Here is a 16,819-nt window from a genome sequence, read left to right on the forward strand (position 1 = left end):
CTCATAACTTTTAGAGAGAGGAATGTACTGTGGAGCAAAAGATTAACTGCGCTGTAGCCTGTGTTAATGGGTGTGTTTTAGGGGATAAATGCCCCAATACCGAGTTTAGAGAGTCAGCCGCAAAATTTATTGAGGAGACTCCCTTAGACAAAATGCTGGAGTTGGCACAAGAACGTCTGCGGAAAAAAATGGCAGAACCGCCAAAATGGGTTTTTCCTGAAGATCCATAGCATTTGAGCCAACAGGCACAAGCAAGACAGCGTGGAAGTTAAATAGTATCTGGATCTATATTTAATTCTCGCAGTTTTGCTGCCAAGCGATCGCTGTGTTCCTTGTCCTGTTGTGTCACTTGTTCTGGTATCAGAACTATTTCTCCTTCAGGAGTATAGGGTTAAAGCATTCTTTAGCACCTAATTATTCATCACCGCATCCAAAAGCACATTGGCATCAAAGCGGACTACATCAGTGCAAGGTAGCCCAGTTTCTGCTATTGTTTGAGCAATGCTTTCCTGAGCCGCAGACCGATCTAAATGAGCTGTGTTCAGAGCTATACCCACCACAGGGGCAAATCCAAAAGCGCCACCAGCACTAGCGACAGTTTCATAAAGCTTAATCACTTCTGGTAAAGGCGGAATTGGTACATGGGGATTGTTGCGGTTATGGGTTTGTCCTGCTCGATGTACCAACACTAGTTGGGTTGGTTGCGAACCACGGATTAAGGGTAAGGTTGCTGTTGAAGCAGGGTTTAACAGTGAGCCTTGTCCTTCAATGTGTAAGATGTCGTAATTTTTGCCATAGCGCATAACTATTTGTTCTACAGCACCAGCTGCAAAGTCTACCCGCACTGCATCTAATGCCACACCATCGCCTTCTAACATCACACCAGTTTGACCTGTAGCGAGAAATTTAGAACGCAAACCCCGCAGTTGTGACGCTCTATGCAGTTCTAGGCTAGTTGACATTTTTCCGATCGCCATGTCAGTTCCCACTGTCAATACTCGCCGACAGGGGAGGGTGCTTGCGATCGCAGTACCAACATTTAAATTAGGTGGCTCTTTCCGCACATCCCAAATTAATTGCCCTGGTTTGAGCAGTTCATTTAACTCTGGAATAGTTGCTAATGGTGTGTGCAAACCATTTATCAGCGACATTCCAGCTTTGAGAGCATCTTTGATTTCATCCCATAAATCACTTGGTAAAGCACCACCTCCTGGAGCGATGCCAATAACTAAGACTTCAGGTTGATACTCCAGCGCGGCGGCTATAGATGCCATAATTGGCACATATCGCTTGATACCTGTTAATTCCGGCAGTGATTTACCAGCAGTCTCGCGATCGATGACTGCAACTATTGGGGCTTCACTGTAACGTAAAATTGCTAGCCCTGTTTTGCCATTAGGCCCGATAATTCCTTCATGCAGTAAAATAGCTACTCGTTGATTAAGCGGCAGACGCACTGTGTTGTACCCCCAAGCCAGGTAAATCGTTTGGTAAAATTTTCCCCTCTTGCACTAATGCACCTGTAAAGGGATCATCAATTAAGTTTAGGTGACTGTCTAAATCTAAATAATCAGCTAGTGGCGCTAGCTGTAATGCTGCTGTATTAGCTAGCGAACTGTCAGAATAGCAACCGAACATTATTTGCAACCGATATGCTCGTGCTGTATGTACCATTCGCATTGCCTCTGTTAGCCCCCCTGATTTCATTAGTTTGATATTAATGCCATCCACGTAATTTGCCAAATCGGGAATATCAGCGCTGATGAAACAACTTTCATCGACAAAGATAGGCAGGGGAGAGTGTTCTTTGAGTTTTGCTAAACTTTTTTCTTCTCCCCGTGGCAATGGCTGTTCTACATACTTTATACCTAAATCAGCCAGCCAATTGCACATGGCGATCGCATCTTCTAAACTCCAACCGCCGTTGGCATCAACGAAAAATTCTAGTTCAGGTGCTTCTTCTCGCACCGCTAAGAGCATTTTTTGATCTGCATCTATGCCATCTGGGCTACCTAGCTTCACCTTGAAAAGACGGACATCTGTAAACTTTAACCAGTCTCGCGCTCTCGCCCTGGCAGCTTCCGGCGAATTAATCCCAATTGTGACTGAAGTCGGGACTATTTGATTGCGATCGAGTCCCCAAATTTGCCACAAGGGTAAACCTACGCGCTTACCCAACCAGTCATGCATTGCTATATCCAAGGCTGCTCTTGCAGCAGAAGGAACCTGGTTTTGTATTAAAACTTGCTCAATTTCCTGACGTTGTAAGGGGCTGAATGTTTGCAACAGTGGCACAACTTGCTGTAGGGCATCTTTGATTGCATCAGTTGATTGCCGATGATTACCTACACCAAATGGCGATGCTTCCCCCCAGCCTTCGATATCATCATATAAAATTTTCACCCACACATTCGTAGTTTGTGCCGTCGTGCCTCGACTAATGGTCAACGGAAATCTTTTGTTTACTGTAAATAAATTTACATTTATTTGCATACTTCTTTTACATATTATGTTATTGCAAAAGCCAGTGTAAGTTCAAAATTTAGATTATCGGATGCATCTGTTATACTTTTTTACATTCATTGATTAATGACTAAAGTTTTTATACATTATTTTTATTTATGAACAACTTAAAAAAATGGAAGATTTTGAAATCAAAAATGGTTTTAGATAATCCTTGGTGTCAGGTGAGGCAAGATGAAATAGAATTACCAAATGGTAAAATTATAGATGATTATTTTGTCAGTATTAAGCCTGACGTTGCAATGATTTTACCTATCACTAGTAATAGAGAAATTATTTTTGTCCGGCAATATAGACACGCTGTAGGTGAATTTTTCTTAGAACTACCGGCAGGTAATTTCGATCCCACAAAAGAGAGTGCCGAAGTAGCTGCAATTAGAGAACTCAGAGAAGAGACTGGTTATATTCCCCAAGAATTTAGAAAAATCGGAACTTTATACGATAAGCCGAGTAAAGATACCAATAAAATACATTTATTTTTAGCAGAGAATGTGAGCAAAGTTGGAGAGCAAGAACTAGATATTACCGAAGAAATTGAAGTTGTATTAATTCCTGTAGAATCAGTTTTAGATAAAATCGCCCAAGGTGAAATTTCTGTGGCAGGAACTATTGCGGTTATATTTTTAGGTTTAAAGTTTATCAGTTGTTAATATCAATGTAGATTTTTAGTATTTTGCTCATTGCTTAAGTCAGGTATACTAACGCACGAACTCTGTATGTATTTATAGGCGTAATCTTGACTAATGCGTTCTTGCTCTAAGCGTTTATTGTGAATACAGAGATAGGAATATAAATCTTGTTCTTCAGGAGTCAGATAAAGTAAATTTTCGGCAGTAGATTCTGTAACAGTAACAGCAAATTCTTTGAAAGTTTCAAACGTTTTTACATCCATCATTATGGAAATAGTTTGAGGAAAATAAGAGCGGAGTTGAGACAGTATCTTAAATCCATCAGTATCCAAGTCACCCCAGTAGAAGATAGGACAATTGGCCAGCCAGTTTACCGATTTCAATATTTGAATAGCGTATCCGCTACCAAATAGCGCAAAGCTATTTTCTAAAGCAGGTAGGGTTAGAAAATTCATCAAATTTTCAGCAATAAAGAAGCGATGCGCCTTGAAATTAAGTTGTCTAAACTCGGAAATAGGGGTACTTATGTCAGAAAGCGGAAAGTCATACTTAGCTTTTAATGCTCGATCTAAAATTATGAATCGGATGAGAGGCTCACGATACCTGAGAGAAAATCGCTTTTCAAAAGTATATTCTTTCTCCCTTTCTACTGACGAAAGCAGTTCAGGAGGTAGGATAGCTTCTAAAAGATTGCTAAGGATACCCTTATTCTGTTCGATAAATTTAGTGTGAATCTGAATAGGCAATTCTCGAATATAAAGATAAGGTTTTGGATTGCATTGAAAGTATCGACAAACCTTTAGCAAATCACTCCAGCGATCGCTATATTCAATCACTTTTAGAGGGTTGCGATCAAGCCAGTAATTCAGTTCAGGAACTTCTGAGCGAATTAATTCTATATCTACCTTGAATTTTAAGAATTCTTTCTCTTTTTTTAGCAGTTTTAAGTAGTCCTGTTCTGTGTCTATACTAATGCGTTCAGGCAAAGACTGCTGTCCAAACTTATGAGTCTTACTAGTCTTCAGTTCAAGTGTGTAGCCATAACCTAAACTCTGTTTGGACTTGCTGATTAACACAGTAACAGCTTTTCCTGAAGCGAGATAATCTTTAGGGCGAGAACCAATTGGGAAATTATCGATGGGAAAAAATTTCTCCCCTCTAATAACAGAACTGAGAAAGGAGGGATAAAGTCGTTGAGCTTTTTGCAGGATTTCAGAAGGAGTAATCATAAATATTTCAGGTTCTCAATGATCCTTTTACCTTTTCTCTAACTTCTTCTATACCAGTTCCCGAAACAATACCAGAATAGCTACCTTCGGAGTTATTATGTATGAAATGGAAACTAGATATATAGGGTTCAACTACATGAATTTTATCCAGAGGAGTAACTACTAATAACTGTAAGTTTAAGTTCTTAAATAATTCCATCGCATACCGAGCATTTTTATCATCTGATTTACTAAATGCTTCGTCAATGACGACAAACCGGAAGGATTTATTTTTTGCAGCGTCTTGATTTAAACCAAACTGATAAGCGATGGATGATGCCAAAATAGTGTATGCTAATTTAACTTTCTGCCCACCAGATTTACCAGATGAGTCGGTATGATGTTCTTTTTCGATATTGTCTGAACGATAGCGTTCACTCACTGAAAAATCCAGCCAATTTCGGACATCTGTTACTAAGTTTGTCCAACGCTGATCCTGTGATTTGAACCTTTCAATGAGGCGAGTTTGAATATTGTGAAAACGTTGCTCGTTGTCTTCAGGACTTTGCTGAATATAATCACCCAAGCAAATTTTTAAATCTTCCTTAAAATCTTTAATTTCCTGATTATGGCTTGGTTCATAACACAACTCAATGTAGGTATCTTTTGTATAATCAACTTGTAGTAAAGATTTATTTAAATCATCAATATTTTCCTGTATTTCTTCTTCTTTTTTATCCAATTGCCCCTTAAATCCTACAATTGCTTCGACAACTTTGCTAGTCATCAAACGCTTAAACCGTTCTTCGTGACGAGGTAAATCATCATGCTCAATTTGATTTTTTAGCTTCAGATATTCGTCTAAAAAATCAAGCGTTGTTGCAAGTTCTACTGTTATTTCAGGAAAAGCATTCTTGAAGTTGAGCATTCGCATCTGCAAAGCGCTACGCGAGTCATTCTGTTGTTGCTCTCTTTGGCGAAGTTGTTGCTCAAGATATTCTCGCAAGTCTAACTCATCTTGAGCGATCGCTTCTAGTGTCATAGTGTACTGTCTAAGTTTTACTGCCATACGCGTCGCAAATTCATCAATGTCTGAAGCAGCAACAGATTGAAGTTTAATTTGACAATCCTTTTGCTCAGTTTGGCCTTGGCGGTGTCGATCTTCAAGAGTCCGAATTTCTCCAATCAAAGCTGTACGTCGTTGTTCGACTTGGGCTATTTCTTCCTGGGTTGACTCAAGTTGCGCTTCTAATTGCTTAAGATAGTCAGAACTGGCTTCTAGCTGCTGCTTTTGTTTTTGTAGGTTCTGGCAATCAAGTTCAACCGATCGCCAATCAATTTCGCTGAAGTCGGTAAATCTCATGAAATTTTCTAGCGAGGATGTTTGCTGACGGCGCTTTTTAAGCTGACTATCTAGCGATTGAATTTCTTTCTCAATCTGAGTAAGTTGTTTATTAAACTGAATTAAGTCAATTTCTAGCGCGTTGATTTTGCTGGCATTATTCCAACCCAGAATGTACTGGCTGCGATCGCTAATCCGAGATCGGTCATCTTTCTCGTGGCGTTCTTTGCCATGTTTAATCAGCCCAGTGCGAGTAATGGCGCGTATTTCATGCTGGAACTGTTTTTCATCGCAACAAACATAATTGAACTGGCGCACTAACTCATCGCGTAACCCATGGGAGAATCTGCCATTATCTTGCTTGATTTCTAACTTGTAGGGAACGTGATGGTGTTTGAGGTCGCGTTGTGTTGGATTGGGAGTTGAAGCAGTAACGCGATAGTAAACTAAACGTCCCTTCAAATCGGTCTGATGCACATAGGCATTGACTGCTTGATAGTGTGCTTCAGGAACAAGAACAGATAAACCAAAGCTATGGAGAAGTCGCTCGATCGCACCTTCCCATTCCTGTGCTTCTTTGCGGATTTGCAAGAGTTCTCCGACAAATGGCAGATCGGTATCATCTAAGTTTAAGTCACGGGCAAGGCGATCGCGGATATCTAGACTCCTTTTAGGAATCTGACTCTTGCGACTGCGAAGCGATTCTAGCTCATCGTTGAGTTTAGCCTGCTGTTTTTGCAAATCACTGCGAAGCAAAATTTGTTGATCTCGTTGTGCTTCTAATTTTTGTAAAGCTGTATCAATTTCGCGCTTAAGTTCCTCTCCTTGAGTTCTATTAGCGAAGAAAGTGGTGCTATCAGTGTACTGAGTAAGGTTCAGGTGTTGGGCGGAGCGATCGTAATTCTGTGCCTGAGTGCGTTTGCGGTTCACCTCATCCTGGCATTGCTTGATTTCCCGCGTAAGTTCCTGTAAGCGTTGCCCATCACTATCTTTATCAATGGCGGAGTATAACTGTTTCTCTTGATCGCGCAGTTCTGATAAGCGACGATCGCTTTCGACTCGTTGATGTCGCAACTGAGTCAAATCTTGTTCAATTTTTTGCAGTTCTTGAGTTAACAAATCAAGCTTCTTACGAGCAAAGAAGGCAGGGGCAACGTCTTTATATTCTTGAAACTTTGCAACTTCTTTTTTCAGTTTTGTATATTTTTCTGCTTCTGCTGTCAGTGGCAAAAGTGCCTCTAACTGTTTTCGTGCATTCTGAATTGCAGTATGGGAAATAGTTAAGTTCTCATAACTTTCTTGCAACTCACGGATTTTTGTTAGCACATCCGCTTTCTCTAACATGTGATTGCGAACAAAATCATTCAATCCACCAATCTCTTTGATACTGACTGTTTGATTGAACAAATCTAATGCTTTTTCAGATTCCAAACCAAAGCGTTTGCGAAACTGCTGACTATAGTCCACAAATTTATCAAACGTTTCTGCGCCCAGCGCTTTGAGTTGTTTCTTTAAGTCTGCAATCCGAGTAAATTGGGTGAAATGGGAGGCGATTGTTAACTCGGCATCTGCAACAACAAAGAACTTTTTCACTGAGCCATCTTCCATCCATAGCACTTGTGCCAGCGTCACATCTTGTTTGCTCAAGCGATCGCTAAAATAGGCAAGTAACACCGAAGGTTTTCCTTTGTCTCGCAGTACTTTGGATTTTGAACGATGGAATTCTTCATCACGAGTGTGACTGTAAGCCCCCTGAACATAGCTTTTCTCATGCCGCTCTTTTTTGCCAGTCATACTGGAAGCTTGGTTATAATTCCGGCGTTGATTTGCAACAAGTAATGTCAGCAATCCATCCACCAGCGTGGATTTTCCTGAGCCGTTTGCTCCAGTCAGCAAGGCAATATTTCCCTGCAAATCCAGTACCCAAGGGCGTTGGTCAAAGGTTCCCCAATTCAGCACTTCAAAGCGTTGGAGGCAAAAACCTGCCAGCGCTTTGTCATTGAAATCATCCATTTGTTCAATCGGCAGGACGAGTTGCATAAGCCGCTAACTTTTGTTTCAGGAGTTCGAGGGTATCAGCATCAACTTTGGCTTTGAGGATGGGACGCACTTCGTAATTTTCATCTTGTACAGACAGGCTTTTTAGAAATCCTAATTCCATCGCCTGCTTCACCAGTCCATCCACCTCGCGCCGAAATCTTTCCTCATTATTCCCTTCAGGTAGGTAGGGTTGTAACAAATCTCGGATTTTTTCTATACTAAGAACCAATCGCCCTGTAGCGTCGCTGGCATCGAACTGTCGCAGTTGTTCACGCAGCAATACGCATAAAACGGTGATTTTAAAGCTCAACTTATGGCGGGCGGTTAGCCGGGGAAGGGCTTCAGTTTGGTCTTCCGGGTCAGGATCGGGTTGTTCCAGGTAGGCAAATCCTTCAGTTTCGTAATGTCGGACTTGCAGACCAATCTTGCCAAAATATTCTTTAACTGGAGTTAAATAACTTTGCAATTGCTCCCAATGTGAATCATCACTGTAAATAGCTCCCCGCAAAAGTTTGAGAATGACGTGTGCATAGGGTAGAGGCGGTTGAGGTTGCATTGTTTGGGCAGTTAACGGTGAAAGATAACTTGTGGTAAGGTCAGCTGGATCTGCTTTTCTGGCTCCAGGCTGGTAATCACGATCGCTTCAATTATACTGGTATTAATTAAATGGCGATCGGATTGAGTGGCGATCGCCAGATACGCAACAATCTCTGGTAATCCCTGCGTAACTGGATAGAGTTGGAGTAGTTCTGTCAGCAATATTTCTGTTCGCTGTTCGAGTGTTCGTTCAATGCGTTGCACCAACGTCTCCTCATCCACAAAAAACTGCTGATAAAGTGCAGTAATTTCCTCATCCAGCATGACTTCTGGTAAATCACTGAAATCCATTGAGAATGTCGGCATTTCTGACTCCTCCAGTGGATGCAAAGGACGTGCCATCAACAGATTTACGGTTGGTTCGCCTTCTAATATCCAAAAATCTGGCTCTGCTGGCGCAAGAGTTGCAACTTGTAAAGCAAGGCGTTGCACTTCGGTAATCAGTTCAGCCACACGTCGATTTTCCATGAGATTGTGTTCATCCAACATCTGACGTAGTTTTTCTGCCAGTCGGTGATTGGATTGCACGATGTATTCTCCTCTATCAATCAAAATGCGCTTAATCCGACGCAGTAGCCCATACTCCTGAGTTAATGGCTGCAATTCTTCTAGGGTATAAATCTTTTGAATCAGAGATTTTAGCTCCTTTTGGTTACTGTCTGACATCAGGAAATTCCAGAATGCATAGAAACTGCGCCCTTGCTCAGAATCTTTCAATTCCTGATCTGCGTCCAGCACTCGACTGATTACTGTTCCTTTGCGAGTATCTTGCTGAAGTTGAGCTTCTTGTACGGTACGAGTTAAACTGCGAAATTTTTGCTCAACTGCACTAAAATCTGCAATTAACTGGCTGGTGACTTGGTTTGCCAGAAGAAAACGTTCTTGCAGTTGTGTCGGATTGTAGGGATCAACCACTCCTGTCTGACGAATCTGGTCAATCTCTTGTTGAATGCGATCGCGATCCTGTTCCAGTTGAGTAATTCGTGTCTCGATATCCGTTGTACTGCGATCGCGAATTTCCTTTAATAGTGAGAAAATCTGCAAGAAGCGAGATTCAGTTCCCACAAACTCTTCTCGCCGCTTCAGGTCTTCTAACCACGCGATCGCTTTCTCAGCAGCCGGAGTTAGTGTAAATACTGGATCGTCACTGCTGTTAAACGTTTTTCTCAAAAGCTGTTCATCACACCATTGGCTGAGATACTTTTTAGGCGATTGATGAGCAAAATTTGGATCAATTTCTTGCAGAAACTCCAGATAGTCCCCCAGTTTACTTTCTAACACTTCTTGAGTAATAGAAATGCGCTGAGTTACCTTAAACTGGTTGTAAAAAAAACTCAGAATTAGAGCAGTGTTGTTATCGTTATGGGTTCGTAAAAGCTTCAGGGTGGGAGAGTTTTTTAATTCATACTTAATTTGTTCATATTCCATAGCAGTTTTTAATCATGAAGGAAAGCAGAGTTAAGAAAAGGTAATGCAAACAACTATAGTCGTAATTTCTCAACACAGCTAACTTTGAAGTTTAATTTATAATTTTTAGTTTTTCATCTTGCCCATTGCTGCAAGATGTAAGCGTAAAAAGCTTCTTTATCTACCTTATCCATCGCATAAATTTTACGCCCACCAGAAACTACTTTAGTCCGCCCCTGACTAAGACCAGTAGTAATAATTTCTGTTTCCCATTCGCGCAATTGATAGAATTCTGGATGTCCCAAATAAGCCGTTGCCAACACATCCCAGAAATAATAATCTTGGGGGATAACTAGTGCATAACATTGTCCAGCTAAATCAGAGATGGGATAGTGGCGTTGTCGTCCCATTTTGTATACTAACTCCGATGTGACTGGGACATTGTTTGTTAAATCCAAAGGACACATAATAATTTCAATTTGGGTTTGCCATACCTGCGCTGCTGAAATTGCGTCCCAATAAACATTCCATTCGGCAGAACCATCTTGTCCTGCTTCCAGACTTTTTTCCACATTACCACCAACATTTAGCGCACCCCCCATCCACACAATCTTGTGAATCTTGGCTTCAATGTCTGGTGCTTTGTCTAAAGCTGCGGCTACCGTCGTCAAAGGGCCAGTTACCATCAATGTTACGGGACTTGATGCGTCGCGTAACACCTGTATCATGAAATCTTGACCTGTTTCAGCAACCAGAGGCGTAGTGATGGTTTCGCTTTGATTGAGAATGGGGAGATGGTCAACGATAAACGAATCACGGCGATAGAGAGTAGGAAATGGATTGATACCGCGCACAGTGCTTTCTGCTACCGAGATATGAGAAAATCCCATCAAATCTATAATTTTACGTGTGGCGCTAACAGCCGGTTGAACGTAGCAATCTGCTGGAGTGACGACAACACCAAGGAGTTCAATACGATCCATCGTCAACAGCAGCATAGTTGCCAGATAATCATCTACACCGCCATCGTGATCCATTAATACAAGTTGTTTTGTCATAAAAGGAGAATTAATATGGATGAGTTTATGGAAGCCGCAATTCAAGAAGCAAAACAAGGCAGACAAGAAGGGGGAATTCCCATTGGTTCGGTTCTCGTCAAGGATGGCAAAATTCTCGGCAGAGGACACAATAAACGCGTACAAGACGCCGATCCTGTTACCCACGCCGAAATCGATTGTCTCCGCAATGCTGGGAGAGTTGGCAGCTACAGGGGTACTACACTCTATTCAACTTTAATGCCGTGTTATCTGTGCGCTGGGGCAGTGGTGCAATTTGGGATAAAAAAAGTCATCGTCGGAGAATCCAGAACTTTTCCTGGTGCTAAAGAATTTATGGTATCTCACGGTGTGGAAGTAATCGATCTGAATCTTGACGATTGCGAACAAATGATGAGTGAGTTTATTGAAACTAACCCCGAACTTTGGAATGAAGATATTGGTAAATAGTCATTTGTCATTAATTATCCTCTCCTGCTCCCCTGCCGCCCTCCCGCCCTCCTCCCCTGCTCCCTACTACCCACCTTTAAAGGATAGGTATTTTAAAATCAGCCAGTAAAAAGAGTAATGTGATGCCAGGAAAAGTCACTGCGTTTACTATCTTTAAATAGACATTTAATCCCAGAAGGTATGGAATGAAATTTGAGAAACAAACCCCAGAGACAATTGAGCAAAACTATCATATCATGTCCGTATAATTAGTTATGATTTAGATGGTCATTGCACTTCGACAATCATAACGATCGCAATATTTTGTTGAAGTCTAGCACATTAGGAAAATATTGATAATACTTACGAAAGAAGCTGCAAATCCTTTTGGATTACACAATAATTTTAGTGACTGTACCCAGAAGAAACTAGAAAACTGTGAAAATGGCAAATTTAACTGAATTTACATTATTTGCTCCTCGCAACAAAGGAGCAGCTTTAATTGGGTCTTTTTCAGATTGGAAAGAAATTCCAATGTCAAAAGGTGAAGATGGTTATTTTCGCACGAAAATCAAACTGGAAGACGGCGTTTATCAATATAAATTTCGCATTCAAACCAAAAGTTCAAATTTTGCACCTGATGAATGGATAGATATTATCGATCCTAAAGCGATAGATGTTAATGTAACAGAAAAATACGGCATAGTACGCATTCAAGATGGACAACGCATTGTTGATACTTACATTTGGAAAAACGATGAAATGCCGTTGCCTGATAACCGGAAATTAGTAATATATGAAATACACGTTGCCGATTTTACTGGTGATGAAGTTGATTTTAACGAGCGAGGCAAATATTTAGGGATAATCGCTAAGTTAGATTATCTTTGCGAATTGGGAATTAATGCAATTGAATTAATGCCAGTTAATGAGTACCCTGGTGATTATAACTGGGGCTATAAAGTTCGCCACTTCTTTGCTACAGAATCTAGTTACGGTTCAACAGAAGATTTGAAGCGGTTGATTGACGAGTGTCATGGTAGAGGCATCCGCGTCTTTATGGATGGAATTTATAACCATACAGATGAAGAATGCCCATTAATACTAATTGACCGAAATTACTGGTACTACGAACACAAACATTATCCTGAAGACCCAGATAACTACTGGGGGCCAGAGTTTAACTATGATAATTACGATGAAAACTTAAATATTAAGCCTGCATGGGAATACATCGGCGATGTGGTAAAGTTTTGGATTCAACAGTATCACATTGATGGAATTCGCTTTGATGCAGTGCGGCAATTGGCTAACTTTGAATTTCTCAACTGGCTGACTGAGGAAGCGAAAAACCATGCTGCACCCAAACAGTTTTACAACATTGCTGAACACATTCCCGATACAAAAACTGTCGTCAAGCCAGATGGGCCATTAGATGCTTGTTGGCATGAGAGTTTTCGCTACTTTATAATTCCGTATATTTGTGGGAAATCATTTGAATTAGAACAACTCAAGCAGATTTTAGATCCCAAGCAGCAGGGTTATGCGATCGCAACCAATGTAATTAATTATTTGGCAACCCACGATCGCGAACGTGTATTACGAGAATTAGGCAATTGCGGCATCTTTGACGCAGCCGCATTTGAACGAGCCAAATTAGCAGCTGCTGTGTTAATGACAGCGATGGGTATACCAATGCTGTGGATGGGAGAAGAGTTTGGCGAGTATCAGCAAAAAAGCGAAGATGTGACTAAGCCGCGCAAGATTAATTGGTCTTTGTTGGCAAGCGACCAGAATCATGATTTATTTGAGTATTATCAAAAGCTGATTGCTCTACGCCAGCAAAATCCAGCTTTGCAAAGTGACAATATTAAATTTTTCTACGAAAATGCAACTGAGAAAGTGCTGGCTTACACCCGTTGGGATGAGCAGAATTCTCATGTCGTCGTCGTGGTAAATTTCTCCGACCAAAATCTAAATCAATATAAAATTTCAGACTTCCCAACTGCTGAGTATTGGCGAGATTGGGTTAGTAATCAAGAAGTGAAATCTAGAGAGGATGGTTTCGTGACTGACTTGCCAAGCTATACAGCTAAGATATTTGTTTTGCAGTAATTATCTCACTAGTTGTCCAGCAGATTTACAAGCAATGTGTAGTCTGTCAAGGCAGTGCGATCGCTCCCCAAACAAACTACTTGCCTCGCAACGGAGTAACAAGAGTGGCTGTGGGAGCAACAGCAAATAAAATAACATTATGTCCAAATAATTAGTTATGATTCCCACAGTCATTGCACACCTGCCAGCAAAGTCTTTGGGATTCATCGGGTTTAATTAACTAATTAAAAACATGATATAAGACCATCTGCGAATAAGGCGTCGGGCAGTAATAAACAGGAGGCTTTATGGTAGTTGAGAATTTACGCTTTCCTTTGACGCTGTTCACAGCACTAGGCTGCGGATTGGTGGCTGGCGTCTTCTTTGCCTTCTCGACTTTCGTGATGAATGCCCTTGCACGACTCCAGCCAAAGGAGGGCATTATCGCCATGCAATCCATCAATATCACCGCGATCAATCCGTTGTTCATGTTGGCACTCTTCGGAACGGCTGTGGCTTGCATTTTTCTAGCGGTTTCCTCGGTATTAAAGTGGCATCAACCTGGTGCTGCCTATTTGCTTATCGGTAGCCTCCTGTATCTCATTGGTACGGTTCTAGTGACGATCGCGTTTAATGTGCCGCTCAATGATGCATTAGCGATCGCCAAACCGGATAGCACTGAAGGCGCGAACCTATGGGCTAGATATCTTACCAACTGGACGTTCTGGAACCACGTTCGGACAATAGCGGCACTGGCGGCAGCACTCACGATCGGACTGTGCGATCGCACTGTGCGATCGCACGGTGAAATAGGAATGATGAATAGGTATAATACCTTTTGCTCGGCAAAATGAAGCTATATGAGTATTCAAGCAGCATACGATAATTGGTCAGCCACATACGATGCTGACGAAAATCTGACGCGCGATCTGGATCAAACCGTCACCAGAGAAACCTTGATGGGTTTGAAGTGTAAATCAGTCGTGGAAATTGGCTGTGGCACTGGTAAAAATACACTTTTGCTTTCACAAATTGCTCTGAAAGTTTGTGCGATCGATTTTTCAGCACAGATGATCGAAAAGGCAAAAGAGAAAGTGAGGTCTGCTAATGTGACGTTTATTACAGAAGACATTACCAAGCAATGGACTTGTCATAATGAGTCTGCCGATTTAGTCACTTGTAATCTGGTTTTAGAACACATCGAAGACCTCAGTTTGATATTTTCAGAAGCATCTCGTGTCTTAGTCAAAGGAGGATACTTTTTCATCTGTGAGCTTCATCCATTCAAGCAATATCAAGGAACAAAAGCTAATTTTCAAAGACAGCAAGAGAATTTTGAAATTCCGGCATTTGTGCATCATTTATCAGATTTTTTTAACACAGCGAAAGTTCATGGCTTTCTGCTTGAGGACTTCAAAGAGTGGTGGCATGAAAAAGATCAAAATAAACCACCAAGGCTTGTATCGTTCTTGTTTAGAAAGTAAAGACAATTTTGGTGCATTGAAATTTAGAGCAGTTGCAGAGATACTTGCAAGAGTGATGGAAGATGGGCAACTAATTATGGAATTTCCAAAACAGGTAGAGAATATTTCTGTCAGCGCTGACAATTGCTTAACATCAGAATTATCAAAAAAGATTCATCAGTCATTAACACAGCGAGATGCTCAATTTATTGAATTACTGATGCCTGTATGGGAATGGTTTTACCGTTATTACTTTCAAGTAAAAACTGATGGATGGCATCATATACCAACAACAGGAAAAGTACTACTGGTTGGCTCTCACAATGGGGGCATGGCTTCTCCAGATTTAATAATGATGATGTACGATTGGTTTTCTAGATTTGGAACCGAGCGTTTGGTGTATGGTCTAATGCACCCTTCTGCTTGGAAAGTGAGTCCAGAAATAGCAGGATTAGCCCAGAAATTCGGAGCAATTATTGCACATCCCAAAATGGCTAGCGCGGCTTTCGATCGAGGTGCTAGTGTTCTGGTATATCCTGGAGGACAATATGATATGTTTCGTCCTCATAGCCAACGCCATAAAATTCATTTTGCCGATCATCAGGGCTTTGTCAAGCTAGCTTTAAAACAAGAAGTTCCGATTATTCCTGTAATCTCGGTAGGCGCTCATGATAGCTTGATAGTCTTATGTGATTGCTATGATTTCGTCAAACAATTGCATCAATGGGGATTGCCGTGGTTATATCAAATAGACCCTGGAGTTTTCCCAATTTACTTAGGTTTGCCTTGGGGCTTGTCTATTGGCCCTCTGCCAAATATTCCTCTACCTGTGCAGATTCACACTCGTGTCTGTCATCCAATTACTTTTGAAAGATATGGTCGAGATGCAGCTAGAGATCGTAACTATGTGAATGCTTGTTATGAAATAGTCCAAAGTCAAATGCAGCAAGAGTTAAATAATTTGGTTAGAGATACTCAGAAATCTAGCTAAAACACGAATATTAGTGACGAAGTGATGCCTCCCCCAGTATTTCCAAAAGCGATCGCTCCATAACTTCACTGACAAATTTATTACCTTGCAAGTTGAGGTGAATGTGGTCGTGAAACAAACTTTGCGGCTTGGTAGTTGAATTGAAATTCGGTAAAAAGTCTATATAGCTAATTTGCTGTGCTTTGGTAAAATCGCTCAAGCGCTGACGTGCTTTTATTTCGTAATCGCGGGGGCCTGGTTCACCAATTTCTCGTAGTAAAGGAGTCATCACAAGCAGAAATTTGCTGTTAGATTGGCAAGTCAAGGCTTGAATTTTAGCGATCGCCTCCAGATTAATCCCCACGCGATCGCCTGATTCATTTTGCACGGCTTGCAGTTCTGGTATTGGCTTTTGCTTGACGATATAACGCTGCCACACTTCCACTAATGCCAGAGGAGGTTTACGATCTGGATAATTGCGATCGCGTCCGACTGGTAAAGAAGTGGGAGGAGTTGCAAACAAATCATCGGTATTAATTAATAACACCACTGCTTGCGCGTTAAAGTTGCCAAACTTCTCTAAATAAGCTAATTCATTTCTTGGCCCCCAAGAGTTAGCTGAAGCATTTAGCACTTCTACTTCCTGGTAATTACTGTTAGTGGATGATGCTAGAGAACGCATCATCAAACTAGATATTGTATTAGTTTGATCTGTCCACCAGCCACCATTAGCAATAGAATCACCTAAGAGGAGAATTCGCAGTCCAGAAGGTGCAGGTATCTTTTTTATCGGACTACCTCGCATAGAATATTCATTAATTTCAATGCGATTCCCAAAACGACGGGTACGTTGGTTAGGAGCCAACAAATAACCAATCTGCTCATCGCCAATATAAATCAGGGGATTACCAAAACCAAAGAGCGATCGCAGTCCAATCTCGATCGCCAAAAACAATCCCACAACCACCGCCAAAATTACGCTCAGTGCTATTCTCACCTACTCACACCCTCTTATACTGAGTTGCTTTTCAATGATACTGGGGGATTGGGGATTGGGCATAA

Annotated in this window: 15 protein-coding genes; 7 read left to right on the forward strand and 8 right to left on the reverse strand. The window is 41.3% G+C overall.

Annotated features, from left to right (window positions below; translation table 11 throughout):
- Positions 1-29 precede the first annotated feature (29 nt).
- Complete coding sequence (locus AC1F2U_RS10610) at positions 30-230, forward strand: hypothetical protein (RefSeq protein ID WP_480261067.1); 201 nt, start codon at positions 30-32, stop codon at positions 228-230.
- Positions 231-410: 180 nt separating this feature from the next.
- Here AC1F2U_RS10610 and AC1F2U_RS10615 read toward each other — a convergent pair whose 3' ends face one another.
- Complete coding sequence (locus AC1F2U_RS10615; RefSeq protein WP_480261068.1) at positions 411-1,457, reverse strand: N-acetyltransferase DgcN family protein; 1,047 nt, start codon at positions 1,455-1,457, stop codon at positions 411-413.
- A complete protein-coding gene (locus tag AC1F2U_RS10620) occupies positions 1,441-2,493 on the reverse strand; it encodes a dipeptide epimerase (RefSeq protein WP_480261069.1) in 1,053 nt (350 codons plus the stop codon). The genes AC1F2U_RS10615 and AC1F2U_RS10620 overlap by 17 nt, the downstream gene beginning before the upstream one ends.
- A 128-nt stretch (positions 2,494-2,621) precedes the next feature.
- Between AC1F2U_RS10620 and AC1F2U_RS10625 the strand changes: the two genes are divergently transcribed.
- Entirely contained in the window at positions 2,622-3,173 is a 552-nt protein-coding gene (locus AC1F2U_RS10625; protein WP_480261070.1) for an NUDIX hydrolase, read from the forward strand.
- Between the two features lie 2 nt (positions 3,174-3,175).
- On the opposite strand, the gene AC1F2U_RS10630 is transcribed toward AC1F2U_RS10625, so the two are convergent.
- The 5 genes from AC1F2U_RS10630 to AC1F2U_RS10650 form a co-directional block, all read right to left on the reverse strand.
- Positions 3,176-4,381 (reverse strand): Wadjet anti-phage system protein JetD domain-containing protein, encoded by a 1,206-nt coding sequence (locus AC1F2U_RS10630; protein WP_480261071.1) that lies wholly within the window; start codon positions 4,379-4,381, stop codon positions 3,176-3,178.
- Between the two features lie 7 nt (positions 4,382-4,388).
- Complete coding sequence (locus AC1F2U_RS10635; RefSeq protein WP_480261072.1) at positions 4,389-7,742, reverse strand: ATP-binding protein; 3,354 nt, start codon at positions 7,740-7,742, stop codon at positions 4,389-4,391.
- A complete protein-coding gene (locus AC1F2U_RS10640; protein WP_480261073.1) occupies positions 7,720-8,298 on the reverse strand; it encodes a DUF4194 domain-containing protein in 579 nt (192 codons plus the stop codon). The genes AC1F2U_RS10635 and AC1F2U_RS10640 overlap by 23 nt, the downstream gene beginning before the upstream one ends.
- 11 nt (positions 8,299-8,309) lie before the next feature.
- Complete coding sequence (locus tag AC1F2U_RS10645; protein WP_480261074.1) at positions 8,310-9,767, reverse strand: DUF3375 domain-containing protein; 1,458 nt, start codon at positions 9,765-9,767, stop codon at positions 8,310-8,312.
- Between the two features lie 113 nt (positions 9,768-9,880).
- Positions 9,881-10,804, reverse strand: a complete 924-nt coding sequence (locus tag AC1F2U_RS10650; protein ID WP_480261075.1) for a nucleoside hydrolase — start codon at positions 10,802-10,804, stop codon at positions 9,881-9,883.
- A 15-nt stretch (positions 10,805-10,819) separates the two neighbouring features.
- Here AC1F2U_RS10650 and AC1F2U_RS10655 point away from each other — a divergent pair, with 15 nt between their 5' ends.
- The 5 genes from AC1F2U_RS10655 to AC1F2U_RS10675 all read left to right on the forward strand — a co-directional run bounded on the left by AC1F2U_RS10655 (position 10,820) and on the right by AC1F2U_RS10675 (position 15,778).
- Entirely contained in the window at positions 10,820-11,251 is a 432-nt protein-coding gene (locus AC1F2U_RS10655) for a nucleoside deaminase (protein WP_480261076.1), read from the forward strand.
- 423 nt (positions 11,252-11,674) lie between these two features.
- Entirely contained in the window at positions 11,675-13,345 is a 1,671-nt protein-coding gene (locus tag AC1F2U_RS10660) for an alpha-amylase family glycosyl hydrolase (RefSeq protein WP_480261077.1), read from the forward strand.
- A 287-nt stretch (positions 13,346-13,632) separates the two neighbouring features.
- Positions 13,633-14,178, forward strand: a complete 546-nt coding sequence (locus AC1F2U_RS10665) for an anthrone oxygenase family protein (RefSeq protein ID WP_480261078.1) — start codon at positions 13,633-13,635, stop codon at positions 14,176-14,178.
- A gap of 6 nt (positions 14,179-14,184) precedes the next feature.
- The gene (locus AC1F2U_RS10670) at positions 14,185-14,808 is read left to right on the forward strand and encodes a class I SAM-dependent methyltransferase (protein ID WP_480261079.1); all 624 of its coding nucleotides are present in this window, start codon (positions 14,185-14,187) and stop codon (positions 14,806-14,808) included.
- Positions 14,753-15,778, forward strand: a complete 1,026-nt coding sequence (locus tag AC1F2U_RS10675) for a lysophospholipid acyltransferase family protein (RefSeq protein ID WP_480261080.1) — start codon at positions 14,753-14,755, stop codon at positions 15,776-15,778. Before AC1F2U_RS10670 ends, AC1F2U_RS10675 begins: the two co-directional genes overlap by 56 nt.
- A gap of 10 nt (positions 15,779-15,788) precedes the next feature.
- Here AC1F2U_RS10675 and AC1F2U_RS10680 read toward each other — a convergent pair whose 3' ends face one another.
- Entirely contained in the window at positions 15,789-16,754 is a 966-nt protein-coding gene (locus AC1F2U_RS10680; RefSeq protein WP_480261081.1) for an SGNH/GDSL hydrolase family protein, read from the reverse strand.
- Positions 16,755-16,819: the final 65 nt, after the last annotated feature.

The sequence above is a fragment of the Nostoc sp. LEGE 12454 genome (assembly GCF_056620565.1).